Raw genomic sequence first — 18,180 nt, forward strand, 5'->3', positions numbered from 1 at the left:
ACAGTTCAGTTTACACTACCAAAGACTACAAAAACTCCTGAAAATTATACTTAGTGATACAATGCTATACGTAATTGAGCGAATTGAGATGTGTTTCAAACTCAATATCGAATTACTTCCATCGTTGATAAGTCAATGGTCACTTACAGTGTATTGCCATTGTTAGCCACAGTTACTTTTTTGATGTATAATATTCTTTCCAGGTTTTTATCCTTTTAACAAACATTTTTAGGTAGTTTTCCGTCAAAAAGATATTCGACCAATCAAACCTTTGTGCTTGAACGCCGAGATAAAAAGCAAAAATAGCTGCCCCAGCTTCTGGAATTAGTTTAATTTCTTTTTTCGTAATCGCTCTTACCTTTTGGTAACCATTAAGGAAGCTTTCAACTTTTGATTCATAGCTTTCTTTATTTATCTCTATGTGAAATAATTGGATAAAGAAATAACCAATATCTAAAAACAAAAAGCCATTACCGCAATTGTCAAAGTCGAAAATGGTTATTTCTTCTTTATTATTTACACTTACATTATCATACCAAATATCGAGATGAACTATTCCTTTCTTAACCTCTGATTGTTCTATTTCTCGAAATGTATTGGAGATTTCAAGACCTATTTCTTTAAGATATTGCATCTCGCTCAAATCCTCTGCGAAATAATGCTTTAATAATTCGTATGATTTATTTAAAAGTAATTCTGAATTATAGTTGGTTCTATTTATGTTTTTATTTGAAGTAATGGTGTGAAACCTTGCCATTAGAGATCCCATTTCATAACAAGTTTCATTATCCATAAATCTCATCTTTTTTCCTTCAGCATATGAAAATAGTACAATGTAGCGCTGCCCTTCAGGTGCATTGATTTCTTGTATCAGATTATTTTCCTTATCTGGAATAGGGAATGAAACAGAAACACTATTTTCTTTCAACAGTTTAAGAAGCCACAATTCTTCTTGAATTTCAGTTTTGGTTCTCCAACCATGGCAATAGACTCTTATTACATACTTTATTTTTTTGTCAGAGATAAAGTAAGTATGATTTACACCTGTTCGGAATAATGTACACTGAAATCCCTCTCTGAGATCGTATTTATCTTTAATAAATTCACCTAAGTTCTTCTCTGATAAGACTGATGTTATGACTGGAAAAATGGACATCAAATTTTGGTCGTATTTAATTCTTTGTAAATGACTATTTGATTTTTATCCCCGCGAATATACATAAATACGAAGGGATTCGAACATTTTCGCGTATTAATCATTTTGAATTAAAAGCCACGTAGGGTAAATGAATGAGATCATTCCTTTGATTTTGATGGCGAAGTATGGTATCTTACTAATGGTATCTTAAATACTTTGGCTATCAAAAAAAGCTGGAGTAAACACCTCAGCTTTTTTTGAATCGGATTGTTTAAGATTCTATTCAGTAATTTTGAGTGATTGAATAAGCCCATTAGACAACTGAAAATGAAATTTTAAAATGACTGGACTTCCAGGAAAAGATCCAGAAATTTCCGCGGACAGCATATTTTCTTTTTCGTCATAATCCAATGGCTCCATAGTAGCGTTATACTCCTTATTGGATTTATCTATCCATTGTTCAATTTCCGCTTTACCGTTATGGGTTTTTCCTTCATCAAATACTACCGCGGTTTCTGTAAAGCATCGGGCATAAGCTGCACTATCGAAGTTGTTTTGTTTTTTTACTAACTCGGCAATTATTCTCGGTAAGTTCATATGTTTTATTTTTAAATAATATTAAATTGTTGGTACTGTTCCACCATCGATTATATATTCGGTTCCTGTTAGATAGCTGGCTCTCGGTGAAACAAGGAAAGCAACGAGTTCAGCCACTTCTTCAGGTTCGGCTGGTCTTCCGAAAGGGATTCCACCCAAAGCGTTTATTACGCCTTTCTGCGCTTCTTCTACTGTACTTTTGGTGTTTCTTGCAATTTCGCCCAGCCATGCTTCCGATGCTGTGGTATTGATCCATCCAGGCGAAACAGTCAGTACACGAACACCTTTTGGAGTTACTTCATTCGATAAACTTTTGCTGTAGTTACGCAGTCCTGCCTTTGCTGCGGCATACGGCAAAGTCGAATCATATAGAGGCAATTTCCCCTGAATTGAAGCTATATGGATGATAACGCCTGTTTTCCGATCGATCATTTGCGGTAAAAATCCTTTATCTAGACGAATCGGGGCCAAAAGATTCGCCTGTAGCGTATATTCCCAATCCGCATCGCTGAGTGCCGCAAACCCGCCGGTGGGGGTTGATGACCCACCAAGATTGTTTATCAAAATATCCAATCTTCCATAGTTAGTAAGTACCTCGCTAACTACGTTTTGGGCACCTTCTGTTTTACTCAAATCGGATGCGATGAAATGCAGGTTACTGTTTTCTTTCTCAGGTGCGTTTCTTGCGGTTACTATCACTGTTGCTCCAGCCTGTAGCAGTCTTTCTGCAATTGCTATTCCGGCACCTTTAGTGCCGCCGGTCACCAAAGCTATTTTGCCTGATAATTCATTGTTGAAATTGAATTGTTCCATTTTTACGAATTGTTTATAGGACAAAATTGGATTATAAAAACAGTTAGCACAAGTACGGAAATACGATTCATATAGGGATAAATTTTTCCCCTATTGTGCAATTCAGAACATACCTTTAATTTTGGAATATGTATGAGAGAAAAATAATTCCGAACCTGAACTGTGGTCTTGATCTGATCGGTGAAGTGCTTTACGGCAAATGGAAAATACGTTTGCTCTGGTTTATTGATCAGGGATATCGACGACCAAGCGAATTGCAGCGTAAAATTCCGGATGCTTCGCGTAGGGTTTTAAATATTCAGTTAAAGGAGTTGGAAGACCACGGATTAATTACAAAAAAAATATATCCTGTTGTACCGCCAAAAGTTGAATATAGTCTTACGGATTTCGGCAAGACATTGATTCCGATTATTTCTGCATTGGGACGCTGGGGAGATGAACATGAAGAACTTCTGCGTTCTCTGATTTTAAATCGTTTAAAGTCGGAAAGTTGATTATTTTTTAAAGTTTCAGCATGACTTTTTTTTATGCGCTTACCGCCTATGCTAAAGAAAGGTAGGATTTTGCCAATGCTTTAATTAAATTTGGTCGAAAGCATAGAGATAAAATTAAAGCAAAATGAGATTTCTATTTTAAATGCTCATTTTTTGATTATAGAACTATCGTGCACTTTGCTATAAAATTCTGACTGGTCAGAATCAAATTTGAAACTCATACTGAAAAAACTATTTCCTTCAGCAAGTCGAAGCTGTACTAGTTCCCATTCCAATATTATCTCCCATAGATACCCGTTTACGTATAGAACGTGCTTGTTTCCATTTAAAGACAGTGTATCCGTTCAAGGAAATGCAACGAAAAGACTGATATAAGGGCATTTGCCAAAAGTTTTATCATACGTTATCATTTTACTAGAAAATGGTATCAGTTATTCATTTGAGACAGTAATGAGTCATCCATCCAAACTGGTGGAAATCGATGAAGCAAGTGAAAGAAAATTTAGGACTTATCTTTATTTTGTTTACTTGGATAATCCATTGATTAATATTTCCCGGGTTGAAATTAGAAAGGAAAAAGGCGGCCATGGTGTGGCGGAGGATAAAATCGTCGACAGGTACTATCGTACGCTGACCAATTTATTACCTGCAATAAAGCTTGCGAAAAAGCTTAATTATTTGATAACTCTGGCAAAACAATGGTTTTGATAACGGAAGTATTGCAAGGAGGGATCGCCATTTTATTGCCAGAAAACAAGCTTCCAAATTGGTTTATCAAATACGCGGTCAATAAAATTAATTTATAAGCTTTCCGTATATGCTATTTGGCTTACTAAGGGCCAGGTTATCTTTTGAATTCTATGTGGTCGCAGAAACGATTTGTTAGTACCATATAAATACAAAAGCCATAAAACAAATATGTACAAATAGGTGACTGTTAATTCTCTTCATTATCCAAATTATTTTTGTGGAATCTCAATGTCTTTATCGCTTTGAGAAAATCCTCTTCTGTTTGTATTTTTAAATCAACATCACTGAATGATAGGGTGTATGTATAGCCGTATTTTACGGCACGTCCAATTAAAGTTGTTAGAAAGGGTATTACTTTTATGTTTGTGTTTTTGTTGCTAATTATTTTAGTAATTTTGAATTTATTATTGTATATTTGCCTGATAACCAATTTTTAAACATTATGGCTAAATCAAAAAAACATTTAGGTAAGTATGTAGATCCACGTACCGATTTCGGTTGGAAATTTTATTTTGGTAGGGAGGAAAACAAAATCTTACTGATTGAGTTTCTCAATAGTCTATTTCATGGAGAGAAGATAATTTCGGATCTAAGATATAAGCCTGTAGAACATGATGGTGATTATGAGGAAATGCGTCGTGTTGTATTTGATTTACATTGTATCGGCAGCGATGGTGAGGTTTTCATCATTGAGATGCAGCAGCTCTTTCAAGAATTTTTTAAGGACCGCGCGGTGTACTATACCTCACGTCTCATCAATAAACAATTAGCGCGAGGTAAGAAGGGGAGTGATTATTACCTACCTGAGGTTTACTTTATTGGTATTTTGGAGTTTGACATGGATAGAAATGGAGGTTCCGGTATATCCCGTGTCACAGAACGCCCTTATTTCTATGATGTGGCGCTGTGTGACAAATTGACCAAAGAAATATTCTATGATAAATTGGGATATAAAATGATTTCGCTCCCATTATTTAATAAACAGCCAGAAGAACTAAAGACAGTTATGGATCAGTGGTTGTACTTACTTAAACATTTGAGTACCATGGATAGATTGCCAACGTTTTTGGATAAAAGAATATTTGGTCTTATCTTTGAGATAGGAGAGATAGGTAAATTAACGGAGGAGGAGCTAATGTCATACGAAGCAAGTTTAAAACATAAGCGTGATGCTGAGAGCGTATTTAATTCGGCCAAGAAATCCGGAGAAGCTTTAGGTCACGCTAAGGGTCTAGCAGAAGGAGAGCGTAAAAAAGCTCTTGAGACTGCCAAAGCATTTAAGGAAATGGGGCTACCTATAGCTGATATTGCTAAAGGCACTGGACTTTCTGTTGAAGAGGTTGAAAAGCTCTAAGTTTTGGGAAGTGTAAAGTAAATTGCGTCACTCTTTTTCAATTTAAAGAAAGTATATCCGATCAAGGGAAATATGGCTGAGAGAATAATATAGATGCATTTCGCTTGAAATTGCCAATTTATATTCAATGGGAGTGGCATTTCCTTGATGAGATGAGTTATTAAAACATCATATGCTATGTAATAAGCCTCAGGAATTAGCCATAAAATGGTGATACCTATATTTGTGTTAAACTGATAATTTCCTGTTATGAGTATACAAAATATTAACATCAGTAGTCCAATCAATGCTGGCCAAAATATAGAGAATATCTTTCTATTTCTTTTCGCTTGTAGGTATCCTGCATAAATAAGTGCTTCAACTTGAAATCCAAAAATAATCAGGTTAAAATTTAAACTCCCCGTAAAATATCTCAGCCAATCACCATCTGTGAACACCGCATAAAATGTCAAAGCCATAAAACTGAGATGTACAAATAGGGGAGCGTCAATTCTCTTCATTATCCATATTACGTTTGTGGAATCTCAATGTCTTTATCGATTTAAGAAGATCCTGTTCTGTTTGCGCATTCAGGTTTGAACCATGAAGGTTAAATCGGACTTTTGAAGAGTCTCCCCATAGGCTGCCGATGTACACTCCGGTGTTTCCTTTTCCGGATATTCTCGGAAATACGATTTTCGCTCTTCTGTTATCGATAATATCCCAGGATACATTTTGTTTTCTGTAAAGATCAGCATCGAGATCCAAATCCAATATCGGCATATCTTTTACAATAATATAGTCCGAAGAGTCCGTTGCACTTTCCTCCATCATCTGTCTGGTAATGACTTCTATGTTATGCTCTGTCAAACTATTGGAATACATCCCCAGATCGAAGTAAAGCGTATCGTTGTTGTCTACAGCAATTGCGCCGACATAACTGTCGATTCCGTTTTGTTTGACTTGTTGCCATTTATAGGGAACCTCAAGTGTAAATAGACCAAAATCCATTGTCTTTGTGCGAGATGGATCCTTGCAACCAGTAACGAGGATAGTAAGGGCAGAAATGTGGAATAGTTTTATGAACTGTTTCATGCTATGGCTTATACGTTGAATTTACAAAATTAGGATGGACTATCCATCTATGGCTAGTATTTTTTATTATTAAATCGCAAACGGGTGGGGTGAAAGAGCCAGATTAATTATTAGCTTCGTGCAATATGATTTTCCTTTTAGATATAGACGGTGTCATGGTACGTGCCAATCCACTTTATTTCGAGATGAATCAGCGTTAGCCGTTAATTTTTCAAAAATAGTATATAACCGTACAATGTACTGTATGGCTAGTCAAATCAGGTCATTGGTCGAGCCAATGAACGATATTGAGCAAAAACTGGGCATTCTGTGTTGCGGCGGGATGGTTCATTCCTCTTTTTTCACTTTTGATGCCATGGAGCTGTGCCGAAAAAGGAGCACCATCTCCGAATACCACAATCCTCCCTTTCCCAAACCGGAGGTAAGCACCGTTTGCAAATCCTTTGCCCGACAATCGGGGAATATTGTCTGGAATAGGTCTTTTTATCTGATTAGCATCATTGGGTAGATAGATGTCATATTCTTCATTTAATAAAGAAATAATATGTGCGTTCGTTGGGATGATAAACCCTGTTCCACCCCAACACATAATACTGTCTATTTCTCTACCTGATCCAGTGGTTATTTCGTTGGATAACAGTGTTTCTCTATCTTTTGAAAAGATTTCGGGACGTCCATTTTTAGGTAAGGCAAAACCGTTCACTATATGAATGCCAAATGCTGCACCAAGCGTTTGTACAGAACCGCCACAAGGCATGTGGTCGGTGACTAGAAATAGGCTTCCACCATCAAATACCCATTGGCGGAGAGTTTCTATCTCCTTATCGGTAAAGGCTGAATAGAGGTGGGCAATTTCCAGTTTTCCGGATTATATAGGGCATTTATGCTGATATAGATTTTTACTTCCTTTAATTGATCGCAAGAGATTTTTTCTTTAGCACTTCGGAGACGATATCCATCAGCCTGAAGGAGATCTGAAAAAGGAGCGTAAGCTCCTCTCAAAGTAACTGGATTGTTGTGTGCCTCGTCAAATAGGAGTAGAGGTCCATCACCGATCCGGTGGTGCGGATCGGTAATGGGATAATGAAACTGTTCATCTGCTACCTGTTGGGCCCTAAGCTGAGCCATACCCAACAGCAGAAATACGCAGGCAATAAATCTGTTCATATTATTTTTTGAATAGGATTATTGGTCAGTCTTTAGCCAAGCATCATTTTCGAAACACTGCATCTGCTTTACCTTACCATTGGCAACAGAAAATGTCAATGGGAAGGTGCCATCATCGTTGAGGAAGAAAAATTCCGAACGAGGAGTAAATGAAATTGTTTTGTTATCCCACAATTGTGTAAGCATTAAGCCTGTTGAGGAGGGTTCTATTTGAATCTTAAAGTTGTTGTCATTTAACTTTTGATAAGTTCCGGCCAGCTGTTTCAGTTGAGATGCGGTTAGAGTCGCAATTTTATTCGGGTCAAATTGCACGCGCTCACATACAATTCTACCAAGGATTTTTGTTTGGCTAAAATCGCCGGAGCCATTCTTTAAAAATTCTATAGCATATCCTTCGTTTTTGGATTCAAAATGCGTGTCATCTTTACGGACCAGCTGATATCTTTTTTTCTGATCCCATAGCTGTGTGACATACAGGTTGTTTTCTTGCGCCTGGAAAGCAATGAAAGCTACTTTATTGGGTAGCTGGTAGTAACCTTGAAATGATTTTAGCGGAACCAACTGTTGTTGCTGGGGGCTGTCTTTAGGGTGGGACTGTGCAAATGTATCAATCGAAGCAAAAAGACAACATGCTCCCACCAGAAGACCATATGTTGCTTTGGAAAATTGGTGGATCGCTTTCGAGTATCCCCTTGGTTTGATGTATTGTATCATAAATTTTTTTGTTGATATGATACAAGAGTAGGTCTTTTTGATAGGCTAACCGTTCGAATGGATGCAATCGAACAAACTTCATTGTGCCGGGTTAGTTTGATTGTTTACTATGGACTTTCATATATTCTGTCGGTGTAATGCCCGTTGTTTTTTTGAAGCTGGCATAAAAGGTTGTTCTTGAATTGAAGCCTGCCCTTATTGCGATTCCAAACATATCAAGTAGCTTGGCCTCTTCAGATAATAAAAGTTTTTTCGCTTCTTCCGTGCGAAGCTCGTTGATAAACTGGTAAAAATTTTTCTCCAGTCCATTGTTTATGATGTAGGACAGATCATGCGGATTGATTCCGATATGCCCCGCGAGCGATGATAGTGTTAAACCCGGGTCGAGATATAGCTTTTCAGCTGTTGTTTTCTGTAATAATTTTTCTTTTAATGTGTCTACCTGTTGTGCTGTCAGCCGCTCTTCGGCTTTAACCTTTTTATGCTCCGCTTCGTTGATGAGGTTTTCTGTAGACTCAATTGTGTAAATTGATCCTTGTGTTAGCGTTGCGTACCCAAGTGCCACGGTGCCCATAAAATATAAAATTGGGGCGACAGCACTAAAAACTACATGAACCATAGCCAGTAGACGGGCAACAATCATCAATAGTAACGCGATCAATAGATACTTCAACCAGACCATGTTTATCTTTTCCGTATAGGAAGATAGCTGGAGAATGTTTTTCTGATGTATTTCGAAGAGCCTATAACAGGCAATCCAATAAAAGATACATTGTGCAAAAAAGAAATATTTGATAGCAAAGATGATCCATTGCGGCATTTGAGGCGGATGGATATGATTATTAAAAAGTCCGGGTATTAAATAGATGATGGAGAAGAAAAGGAAAGCAAGGAAGGGAACAAAATGTAGTCCCCAATACCGAATTTTTGCTGTTGGCTTGACCATGTAGTGAACGGTCAGGTAGAAGCAGGGGAGTGTAGCCCATCGCGGGAGTTCCAGCGTATGGATCAATACGTTGCTCTCGATATGAAAACCTTCAAGAAAAAGCTGGGTAAATAAGCATGCCATCAAATAATACCATGTTCCAAGCCAGCGGTCTGCGCGCGAAAAACTGTGGTTGACACCCATAAAGATTAAGGTGCCAAGCATCAGAAATGCACCAGCTGAAAAAGCATGAAAGGTATAGAGTATATTGATCATGGGCCGTAGCAAGTTATCATTGTAACGTGAATTTAAACATAATTGATCAAATGGTACTACATCATCCAGATGGGTACCCCGATCCAACCATTGATGGATAGAAGGGCGACGAGATAGCAAAAAAAGAAATTATTGAAGGCCAAAAACAGACGAAGCCATAATGGGTTCAGTCTAGACCAACGGTAGTAAAGCAGCAAACTGCTGAGGACAATCAAAATAGCAAATAGAAGCATGCCTGTAATCCAGCATGGCTGGCTAATGTACTGTGAATAGTCTCCATTTCCTTCAGGCCGGCATTGTCCAGTAACCTGTTGTCGGCATTACCATTGAGCAGATAAAGCATAAATTTTGCCATGTCCTCAGCAGTGGACACCAAAGCGCTTCCGGCCCCATTTCCGATAGGACTATAGAATGGCATTGGTCTGTATTCGCCCTTTTGAAAGTCATAGCCTGTGGCAAAGCTGGGTCTATGCGTACCATCAAGATCAAATAAGCTATTGTGCATGTTTAATGGTGAAAAAATATTTTCCTTTAAATACTTATCCCAAGGCATGCCCGAAATTTTTTCAATCATATAGCCGAGTACATTATAGCCCGGATTGGAATAGGACATCATTGTTCCCGGTCTCCAGCGTACCGTAAGCGAATTGCTAACAGCTTTTAAGGCCTCGATACCAACAACTGGCTTTTTTTTGCTTATATCTACCATGCTGTTGAGTTGAACATCTTCAAAACCGGCAGTATGTTCGAGTAGGTGAACTACCCGTACCGGATCTGTGGCTTCCCAATGATTGTCAAATGGTATTTCGGGTGCTATATCACGAATACGGTCATTGAGTTTTAGCTTACCGTTAGCCACTAATTGTTGTATACCCATTGCCACGAAAAATTTCGTGACAGAAGCGAAGTGAAATTGCGTTTGATGTTCTACTTGCCGACGTTGTTTAAGATCAGCATAGCCCAGTCCACCCGAGTACAGTATACTGTCTTTTTTTACAATAGCAACCAGTAGACCGGGTATATGTTCCTTCTGAATGACATTATCTAAACTTCTATACAATTGGCTAATATTACTGTCAGATTTTGTAGCAGTGCTTACCTGTGCTGAGGCGGTAAAATAACTGGAAACAATGAGCATTGCGAGATAGAAAGTTTTTAAGTTGATCATATGCTTTTCTTTCTTGCAAATTAGCAATGATCTTAACCAGTCTTGTCCGTGTCCATCCAAACGGATAAATCTGTTAGGGTTACATGCGGTACAATATCGAAGCGCAATGAATGTCGGAGGCTATAATTTGGTAGTTTTTAATGATGCTGATTTCTTCTTGTGCAGAAGCGAAACATCATCATGTCTACCTTAGCCTTACAGTTTGTAATAATCTCTAACAATCCAAATAATTATTCTTCAATCTTATTAAGTATTGATAAACAATATTTATCTTTGAATTCACAAGTACCCAAAACCGATTTAATTTAAAAACTGACACCACGAAATTTGCCTAACCTTATTATGATCTAAAGGTCAGGCAGTAATATCTATTTTTAGCAAGCGCAGTAGTTGCTAATAAGACAGGAAATTTTACTTAAATTAAGGGTTCTTGGACCAGGCTTCTCTGTAGTTCGCATCAATATCGTGTTCATAACTTATTTCTGTGTCAAAAACAACCACTGGTCTGTTCTGGCAATTGTATCGATTCCAGGGGTATTCTTTTGTACCATTAGGATTTCCCGTGTGCGCAAAATTGATCCAACAGGTCTGCATAATTGCCGAGAGAGCATTAACCTCTGAAGGGTTGGCTTCTTTTAGCATTACTTTTCCTTCAATAGACTCTGCTGTTCCAAATATAAAAGGGATTTCCAATGAATGAAAGCTCGCTAGCCCGGTATCTTTTAAATAATTACTAGACCATCTGAACCTATATAGATAGGTAGGGGATTTGTCCTGCATTATTTCTGCAATAGTTGTTACTGAATGCCATATCATAGCATCAGCACCCATCTTTATGGGTTGAATATGTAGAGGTAAATTGCTATAGATATCTTTTATTTGGGCTGCCTTACCTGGATAATTATTTTCAATGAAAATATCTATCTGCTCTTCTTTTACAGGCATCACAGGGGCAGGCATGCTAGCAAAAAGAGTGCCTTCGTCCTGGTTCGAACCTACTATTAAAGGTACATGGCTACCATTTCCATTTTCAATAGCAACGTGTGAAGCTTCGGGTAGAAAATCGTCTCCTATTATTGGCTGAAAGGCAATATTTCCAGGAATTTCGAAAGCAATTTCGTCCACCAATTGTATTGATGCATCGACTATATCCTGTGTAGATATTTCATATAGTTTACTAGCTTTGTAATCATTGATACCTAATAGCTCAAAAAACTTTTTTGTGACATAGCTTGCTGTAGCTTTATCATAATAAACCGTCGGATAACTAGCGGGGCTTTCAGCAATCGCTTTGTGAAATAATCCTTTGGCTAAAGGTGATCCCAGAAGATTGATCACACTCGATCCCCCAGCAGATTCTCCAAAAATAGTAATATTGTCTGGATCTCCACCGAAATTATAAATGTTATCTTTTACCCATTTTAATGCTGCGAGTTGATCTCTGAATGCTATATTGGAATCAATCTGATCTCCTTCTGGTAAATCCTTTGTATAAAGAAATCCAAATGGCCCAAGTCTATAATTAATGGTGACCACGACGACGTCACCATTTTTTGCTAAGAGAGAACCATCATAAGCAGATATCGATCCGGAACCGGTTATATAACCCCCGCCATGTATCCAGAACATAACAGGGCGTTTTTTTTCGTCAGCACTTGGAGACCAAATATTTAGATATAGACAGTCTTCACTCGTTTGTTCTGTAATCTCTTCGGTACTTATCTGTGGTGAGGCAGGGCTATATAAAGTAGTTTCTTTAATCCCCTCCCAGTACTCCATTGGTTCGGGGGCTTTAAATCTCAGATTCTGGATAGGAGGCTTTGCATAAGGAATACCTTTCCAAGTACTGATTCCATTTTCTTTTTTGCCTTGTACCTGTCCGTAGCTTGTCGAAATTAATGTGTTTTCATTCATAAATTTGAGTTTTTTAATTGCTAAAATTCTATTAACAGCTCGAATTTATGAGATGAGTGATTAGAGATAAAATATATTCCCTTTCAATTTCTATTACTTATCTCCGTTTTTATCCAAATATTGATAATCAGTTGATTAAATTTTATTACTGATTGCTGCTTAATTTTATATACTGTCGATCCAGATATACAAATTAGTCTCAGATGATAGGCTTAGTTTTTTTCTAAGTCTCGTTTTTCGGTTGTCCACAGACGAAATTGTATTATTCTTATACTTTGCTATTTCTTTTGTCTGCAGATTGAGTTTCAAATAGGCGCACAATTCCAAATCGGAAGCACTAAGGTCACTGTTTAGGTTAAGTAGTTTCTTCTGGAATTCAGGAAAGACCTGCTTGAAAACAATGTAGAATGATCCGTCATTTTCTTTAGCCATTTGTAATAATTGGTTAATCTGTTCTGTATGAGATTTCACATCTATAAAATTAACCTCGGTAATCTCTTCATGAATTGCGGAATTCTTGTCTCCTTGTCTTATTCTGATGTAATAGTATGCTGCTGCTATTGCTATAATGATAACTCCAATTATTGCATATGTAATTAATTCTGAATGAAATTTATTATCAAGAGACACCTCTATTTTTTCTGCGATAGGGATAGCCTCCCGCTCACTTTGATCAATTTCATTTCTCAATTTTTTACTATCATCAGCTCGCAGACGCGCAGGAACAGTCATTCTCATTTCTGAGTATAAACTGGCAAGGGCATCTGTAATAAAATAGGATTCAGTAGGAATATCATAAATTTGTGCAATGCGATATGATTCATTATAAAGATCTAACGCATTTTGGTTGTGGTTGTAAGCAACAGAATTGTAGGCTAATAGTCCTTTAAACCTATAGAGAGCGATCATAAAACGTTTATCTTTAAGATTTGATAATAATTTTTCTGCCTCTTTAAGGTATTGCGCAGCTTTTTCGTATTTATGTGTTGCAAGAGAGACCGATCCTACAATTCTTGCTTTGATTCCCAGCCAGCGGGGTTTTCCAGCGTGTTTTGGCGAAATCATCCTTGCTTCTAGATATGCTTTTTGAACATAATACATCATAGAATCCTTGAATGGAGCAGGATTTTTATCACCAATTGTTGGATTGGAATGTTCAAATATCATTGCTATACCTCCATAATGCTGTAATTTTAGTATATGCCTATTATCTTTTTGAAGTACATTTGAACTTAGTTTTAAACCAATGTCGAAAGCGTTTCTGGCTTTACTATATAATCCTAAATTTACGAAAGCTCGCCCCATATAAGTATAAAGAAGGCTTAATCTATAATAATCTTTCTCGTCCTGAGCAATAGATAAGGCTTTTTCAATTCTCTTAAGAACATTGTAGTTATCCCCTAATTCACTGTAAATTCTTATAGCTGTCGTAATAGATTGTAATGCTTCTTTAGAATTGCTGTTTTCAATTGCTTCAGCAAATATATTATTGCAAGTCATCAATAGATCTTGTTCGCTTTTTTTTGAGAACGTTTCAGCTGAATATACGGTATTATAAATGTTATCACAATTTCTTATATAACCCTGTCCATTTGATAGCGTGCTAAAGAATAATAAAAAAAGGCATATTGTTTTTCCCATCCATTTTAAAAATAATATAGTAAATAGGTTACGTTTAATCACAAAGTTAGTATTTTTCTATAGAATACAAACATTATCGATATTAAGCGCTTTGGGTTTTACAATTGGGAGTGCAAAGATAATGCTGTTTTACTAACATTTATGTTTTTAAAAAAAGTATAAATAGATATTAAAGGAATATCTTTACAATAAAAAAAGCACATCAAGTATTATTTATAGCTTCAGTTCAAAGCCGTTCCTTTTATAAAATTCAATAGCATTACCGTCTGAAGTAAGCATCTGCATATGAAAACCCTTATAGATATCTTGCATTTTATTCATGATCAAACGACCAATCCCCTTAATTTAATAGGAAGGGAAAAGACATTCATCTATCATATTTCTTCATAGTGCAAAACCTGCGGGAAAGGATCATAATAATCGTGCAGTAAGACTTTCCATTTCTGGTATTGCGGAGACTGTCGGAATCCAACTTCATGTGCTTCGACAGAAACCCATTTCACTAATAAAATGTATTGGTTGTCTACCTCTATGCATTTCTTTAAGGAGTGTATTATATATCCGTCGATAGATGATATATACTGGCTAGCTATTTGAAAATCATTCTCAAACTTCTCCGCTCTACCAAGTTTTACATTTAAAATAGCTACTTCTAAAATCATCGTGTTTTTATTTTTTTAAAATTAGGATTAGTAATATCAGTCAATATAAAAATCGATTTCTTACCAATTAAGTGAAGCCAGTGACCTCTCCGCGAATTTAGGTGTATTCTAAAATAGAAAATTCCGCTGTTTTGTTTTTTTTATAAACATTTCAGGAGTCAAATCCCCTAAAAAGCTGTGGAGTCTGAAGGTGTTGTACTCTTCCATCCAGATTTCAATTTTTTCCTTCGCATCTTCCAATGACAGGAACCAATGCGCATTTAGACACTCGTCCCGAAAACTTCCATTGAATGATTCAATATACGGATTATCTGTTGGTTTTACTGGGATGGAGAAAACTAATCCCACCTGATGCTCATATGCCCATCTATCGACCTCCTTGGAAATAAATTATTCACTTGTGTTAGTTTTATTTGGTGTTCATGATTGCTCCGCAATTCCGATCCGTTATCCACTTGGATTTTTCTGGGTATTGCCTGTTGGAATAGTCGGAGCTCTTCCAAAACAGAAACAACGTCACTTCCTTTAAGCCCTAGTCCAATCTCAATAGCCATGCATTTACGGCTATAGTTATCCACTATAGTTAAACAGCGGATTTTCCTGCCATCTAACAGCGTGTCAGCGACAAAGTCCATACTCCAGCAGTCATGTAAATTGGAAAAAACCGGTCTCTCGGATCGATGAACGGCGGCGCGGCAGCGTCTGGGCCTTTTCACGCGTAGATTTAAGCCTTCTTCTTTATAAATTCGATAAATCCGTTTTGGATTATCCCGCCAGCCTTTTTGGATTATCCCGCCAGCCTTCACGTTTCAATAGAACAATAATGCGTTCTATGCCGTAACGCACGCATGTTTCAGCAATGCTTTTTATGCGAAGGCGTAATGGACTGTCATCTGGTCTATGGTGTTTATAATACCAAACTGAGGTGCTCAGCAGAGATATCTCGCACGCTCTGTGTAGGGAAATTCGATAATCAAAAATGAGTCCGGTAACCATGGTTCTACGCTGCGAAGGCTTTAAAACTTTTTTTAATACATCCTGGAGCATCTGTTTGTCCAGACTAAGATCGGCCACGAGCTTTTTGAGCTGTGCATTTTCTTCTTCCAATTGCCGGAGCTTACGCAGCTCCTATACCCCCAAGCCACCGTATCTCTTCTTCCAGTTGTAGAACGTAGCTTCGCTGATACCCATTTTTCTGCAGACTTCTTCCACACGGGTACCTGTCTCGGACTGTTTGATCGCAAAGGCAATCTGTGCTTCGGTAAACTTTGATTTTTTCATCGTTTTTCCTCCCTTTTAAAATTAGTAATTCAAGTCAGAATTCTCTACTTTTAAATGCTCTAGTTGTTTGGGGAGAGGTCAAAATCAAAAAACATCACAATATGCGCACACTAGCCATTGCACTATTTTCGGTGGTATTTATTTTTTCGTATAACTCTTGTACTTCCATATCGCCAAAGTACTTAGCACAGAATGCCGCGGCACATAGCGTTTCGAAGGTAGGATTGAAGGAGACATACATCTTTGATAATTATCCCCAGAAGGTAATTGGCCATAATCATAGCCCTCAGGAGAAGAGTGCAGCCTATAATGAATACTGTTTATGGAACTATATTGAACCAAATTATTATAAAACGGATAGTCTGCACTATCTTTACAAAACCTCATTGGAGCTGACCAAAAAAAATAAAATCCATTTCAAACTTATTGATACTTTAGGAAATGTCGTGCGTGAAAGAACGAGGAAAGTTAAGCCCGAACCACAAAACTTTGTTTCTTTCAGAAATACCGATCTTGAAATCTATGTATTAGTCAATAGATTCTTCACCGAAACTATTTGCTTTGCACTAGATAAACATGGTAATTTAGTAGTGCCCAATGAGTCGACAGCAGCAGGATTTCTTATTCTCTTTCCACTCGCGGGCGCCCTCAACCATGATGCTTATACTTATTGTCGTGTGGATACAATTGCCAATTAAGGCTTATGGTAAAGCAGATCCTATTTGGAAAGAAGAAGGTGATCATCTTGTGCTAGAGTTTCATGGGCTTGGAATTGGTGAGGGTGTAGGTGATAGTGTAAATGAGGGAGTTACACATCAATGGAGTTATCTCTAAAACCTATGGTTCACCATCGAGCGCAAAATTATCGAATATCATCCTTTATCCACTTTAATTTCCCGCGTTGGATCATGGTGATGTACTTTTGAACGTGATCATCGGTCAATAGGCTATTGTCTTCAATGTGGTAATTGAATTGCTTGGTGAAGGTGAAATATTGAATACTTCCTACATAGGCATTATTGAGATAGATATGCCAAAGGCTATATTCCTTCGCTCGCACTTTCACTATCTGCCGTTTTCCCTGATGGTAAAATAATTCAGGAACATCACTATCAAAACGAAGTATAAGCGCATCAATGCAAGCTTCCTTGATATCATCCGCGAGCTCTCCATAGGCAAGCTCCCAAATGCCCTGAGATTTCCTGAAAACATAGAAATCAAGGCCATTTTTGCTGTAAAGATGATAGTCTTTCATGCCCATGCTCTTATCGTGTACAGTCATCTGGACGTACATAACACGATTGCGGCAATAAACTTCGAGCGGTTTCATAAATCAAAAATACTAACAAATTTAGTAAAACAACAGGTCCAATTGTACATTTGTTTTATGAAACTCAGCAAGCAACCACCGACGGGTTACATAGATCATATTGAGAAAACGGCTCTATTAGCAGCACAAAGCGTTGGATCAGGTTCTTGCTAATGTATCGACTATAAAAATTGGTTCGTTAAAAATTTCATCGTCTTCCAGATAACCAGAATAATTGGCTCCGTTAAATTCTTCTATCTCTTTATAAGCGATTTCCCGTGGCAACCATTCGACATCTATGAATGGAATGACGACCATGGTATAAATACAATCAATAATATGTGATTCGCCCTGTTCAATATATGTTTTCGAAGAAAAAGGAATTTCATTACCTAATTTCCATGCGAGGAAAAAGTTAAAAATACTCACCCAGATCACGTAGACCTCTGATGCTCCAATACGTACTTCAAAATTAATTCCACGATCTTCTTTAATGAAGGGCCTAAATCTCTTGATTTGATATTGTGGAAAATCGTTGTTAAACTTATCCAAAATTTTCTTCACAAGATCAGGGTTTTCCTGTTCGAATTTGTCACTCCTCTTATAGATATCTATTAATTTAGGAGATCCATTTTCATAGTGTTTCCAAAAAAAATCCCTATCAAAATAATTATTAATTATGTTCTTAATTGTTTCCATATATAAATTATTGACAACCTGTCATTGGTTTTGGCGACCGTGCGGCCACTCAGATTCGAAGATACTGTTGTTTCTGGATATATTTCTTTATCTGCAATAGCATTCTGTTATGAAATATACGGGAAATATGCGCTTAAATTGTATTTAAGGATATCTTAATCGTTACTTTTGGATGATCGTAAGTCATGTTCTACTTTAAAATTT

The 18,180-nt window shown here is 37.2% G+C and carries 20 protein-coding genes and 1 pseudogene; 5 read left to right on the forward strand and 16 right to left on the reverse strand.

Going from position 1 to position 18,180, the window contains the following annotated elements:
• Positions 1 to 172 precede the first annotated feature (172 nt).
• The 3 genes from B2W36_RS11920 to B2W36_RS11930 form a co-directional block, all read right to left on the reverse strand.
• The gene (locus B2W36_RS11920; protein WP_293887862.1) at positions 173 to 1,156 is read right to left on the reverse strand and encodes a phosphotransferase; all 984 of its coding nucleotides are present in this window, start codon (positions 1,154 to 1,156) and stop codon (positions 173 to 175) included.
• A 261-nt stretch (positions 1,157 to 1,417) separates the two neighbouring features.
• Positions 1,418 to 1,735, reverse strand: coding sequence for a nuclear transport factor 2 family protein (locus B2W36_RS11925; RefSeq protein ID WP_293887863.1), 318 nt, complete (start codon positions 1,733 to 1,735; stop codon positions 1,418 to 1,420).
• Positions 1,736 to 1,756: 21 nt separating this feature from the next.
• Positions 1,757 to 2,548 (reverse strand): SDR family oxidoreductase, encoded by a 792-nt coding sequence (locus B2W36_RS11930; protein ID WP_293887864.1) that lies wholly within the window; start codon positions 2,546 to 2,548, stop codon positions 1,757 to 1,759.
• A 128-nt stretch (positions 2,549 to 2,676) separates the two neighbouring features.
• Between B2W36_RS11930 and B2W36_RS11935 the strand changes: the two genes are divergently transcribed.
• The 3 genes from B2W36_RS11935 (at position 2,677) to B2W36_RS11945 (ending at position 5,146) form a co-directional block, all read left to right on the forward strand.
• On the forward strand, positions 2,677 to 3,042 hold the full coding sequence (locus B2W36_RS11935) for a winged helix-turn-helix transcriptional regulator (RefSeq protein ID WP_293887865.1): 366 nt from the start codon (positions 2,677 to 2,679) through the stop codon (positions 3,040 to 3,042).
• Positions 3,043 to 3,423: 381 nt separating this feature from the next.
• Complete coding sequence (locus tag B2W36_RS11940; RefSeq protein WP_293887866.1) at positions 3,424 to 3,750, forward strand: hypothetical protein; 327 nt, start codon at positions 3,424 to 3,426, stop codon at positions 3,748 to 3,750.
• Between the two features lie 484 nt (positions 3,751 to 4,234).
• On the forward strand, positions 4,235 to 5,146 hold the full coding sequence (locus tag B2W36_RS11945) for an Rpn family recombination-promoting nuclease/putative transposase (RefSeq protein WP_293887867.1): 912 nt from the start codon (positions 4,235 to 4,237) through the stop codon (positions 5,144 to 5,146).
• On the opposite strand, the gene B2W36_RS11950 is transcribed toward B2W36_RS11945, so the two are convergent.
• From B2W36_RS11950 to B2W36_RS12000, 11 genes and pseudogenes are all read right to left on the reverse strand, one after another.
• Positions 5,143 to 5,646, reverse strand: a complete 504-nt coding sequence (locus B2W36_RS11950; RefSeq protein WP_293887868.1) for a hypothetical protein — start codon at positions 5,644 to 5,646, stop codon at positions 5,143 to 5,145. The genes B2W36_RS11945 and B2W36_RS11950 overlap by 4 nt on opposite strands.
• The gene (locus tag B2W36_RS11955) at positions 5,633 to 6,220 is read right to left on the reverse strand and encodes a hypothetical protein (protein ID WP_293887869.1); all 588 of its coding nucleotides are present in this window, start codon (positions 6,218 to 6,220) and stop codon (positions 5,633 to 5,635) included. Before B2W36_RS11955 ends, B2W36_RS11950 begins: the two co-directional genes overlap by 14 nt.
• Before the next feature lie 262 nt (positions 6,221 to 6,482).
• A complete protein-coding gene (locus B2W36_RS11960; RefSeq protein ID WP_293887870.1) occupies positions 6,483 to 6,977 on the reverse strand; it encodes a hypothetical protein in 495 nt (164 codons plus the stop codon).
• 56 nt (positions 6,978 to 7,033) lie between these two features.
• Positions 7,034 to 7,387, reverse strand: coding sequence for a hypothetical protein (locus tag B2W36_RS11965; RefSeq protein ID WP_293887871.1), 354 nt, complete (start codon positions 7,385 to 7,387; stop codon positions 7,034 to 7,036).
• Between the two features lie 18 nt (positions 7,388 to 7,405).
• The gene (locus B2W36_RS11970; RefSeq protein ID WP_293887872.1) at positions 7,406 to 8,101 is read right to left on the reverse strand and encodes a hypothetical protein; all 696 of its coding nucleotides are present in this window, start codon (positions 8,099 to 8,101) and stop codon (positions 7,406 to 7,408) included.
• 91 nt (positions 8,102 to 8,192) lie between these two features.
• Positions 8,193 to 9,302: a helix-turn-helix domain-containing protein gene (locus B2W36_RS11975; RefSeq protein WP_293887873.1), complete on the reverse strand. Its 1,110-nt coding sequence runs from the start codon at positions 9,300 to 9,302 to the stop codon at positions 8,193 to 8,195.
• 211 nt (positions 9,303 to 9,513) lie between these two features.
• On the reverse strand, positions 9,514 to 10,470 hold the full coding sequence (locus tag B2W36_RS11980) for a serine hydrolase domain-containing protein (protein ID WP_293887874.1): 957 nt from the start codon (positions 10,468 to 10,470) through the stop codon (positions 9,514 to 9,516).
• Positions 10,471 to 10,890: 420 nt separating this feature from the next.
• The gene (locus B2W36_RS11985; protein ID WP_293887875.1) at positions 10,891 to 12,384 is read right to left on the reverse strand and encodes a carboxylesterase/lipase family protein; all 1,494 of its coding nucleotides are present in this window, start codon (positions 12,382 to 12,384) and stop codon (positions 10,891 to 10,893) included.
• Positions 12,385 to 12,549: 165 nt separating this feature from the next.
• A complete protein-coding gene (locus B2W36_RS11990; RefSeq protein WP_293887876.1) occupies positions 12,550 to 14,025 on the reverse strand; it encodes a hypothetical protein in 1,476 nt (491 codons plus the stop codon).
• Positions 14,026 to 14,399: 374 nt separating this feature from the next.
• Positions 14,400 to 14,687: an antibiotic biosynthesis monooxygenase family protein gene (locus B2W36_RS11995; RefSeq protein WP_293887877.1), complete on the reverse strand. Its 288-nt coding sequence runs from the start codon at positions 14,685 to 14,687 to the stop codon at positions 14,400 to 14,402.
• Positions 14,688 to 14,795: 108 nt separating this feature from the next.
• A pseudogene (locus B2W36_RS12000) lies at positions 14,796 to 15,968 on the reverse strand (IS3 family transposase).
• Between the two features lie 101 nt (positions 15,969 to 16,069).
• Here B2W36_RS12000 and B2W36_RS12005 point away from each other — a divergent pair.
• Positions 16,070 to 16,666, forward strand: a complete 597-nt coding sequence (locus tag B2W36_RS12005) for a hypothetical protein (protein WP_293887878.1) — start codon at positions 16,070 to 16,072, stop codon at positions 16,664 to 16,666.
• On the forward strand, positions 16,644 to 16,802 hold the full coding sequence (locus B2W36_RS12010) for a hypothetical protein (protein ID WP_293887879.1): 159 nt from the start codon (positions 16,644 to 16,646) through the stop codon (positions 16,800 to 16,802). The genes B2W36_RS12005 and B2W36_RS12010 overlap by 23 nt, the downstream gene beginning before the upstream one ends.
• A 28-nt stretch (positions 16,803 to 16,830) precedes the next feature.
• Here the strand turns inward: B2W36_RS12010 and B2W36_RS12015 are convergent, their stop codons facing one another.
• On the reverse strand, positions 16,831 to 17,298 hold the full coding sequence (locus B2W36_RS12015) for a hypothetical protein (protein ID WP_293887880.1): 468 nt from the start codon (positions 17,296 to 17,298) through the stop codon (positions 16,831 to 16,833).
• Between the two features lie 138 nt (positions 17,299 to 17,436).
• Positions 17,437 to 17,976, reverse strand: a complete 540-nt coding sequence (locus B2W36_RS12020) for a hypothetical protein (RefSeq protein ID WP_293887881.1) — start codon at positions 17,974 to 17,976, stop codon at positions 17,437 to 17,439.
• Positions 17,977 to 18,180 lie beyond the last annotated feature (204 nt).

Source organism: Sphingobacterium sp. UBA3549 (assembly GCF_002376635.1).
Classification (GTDB): domain Bacteria; phylum Bacteroidota; class Bacteroidia; order Sphingobacteriales; family Sphingobacteriaceae; genus Sphingobacterium.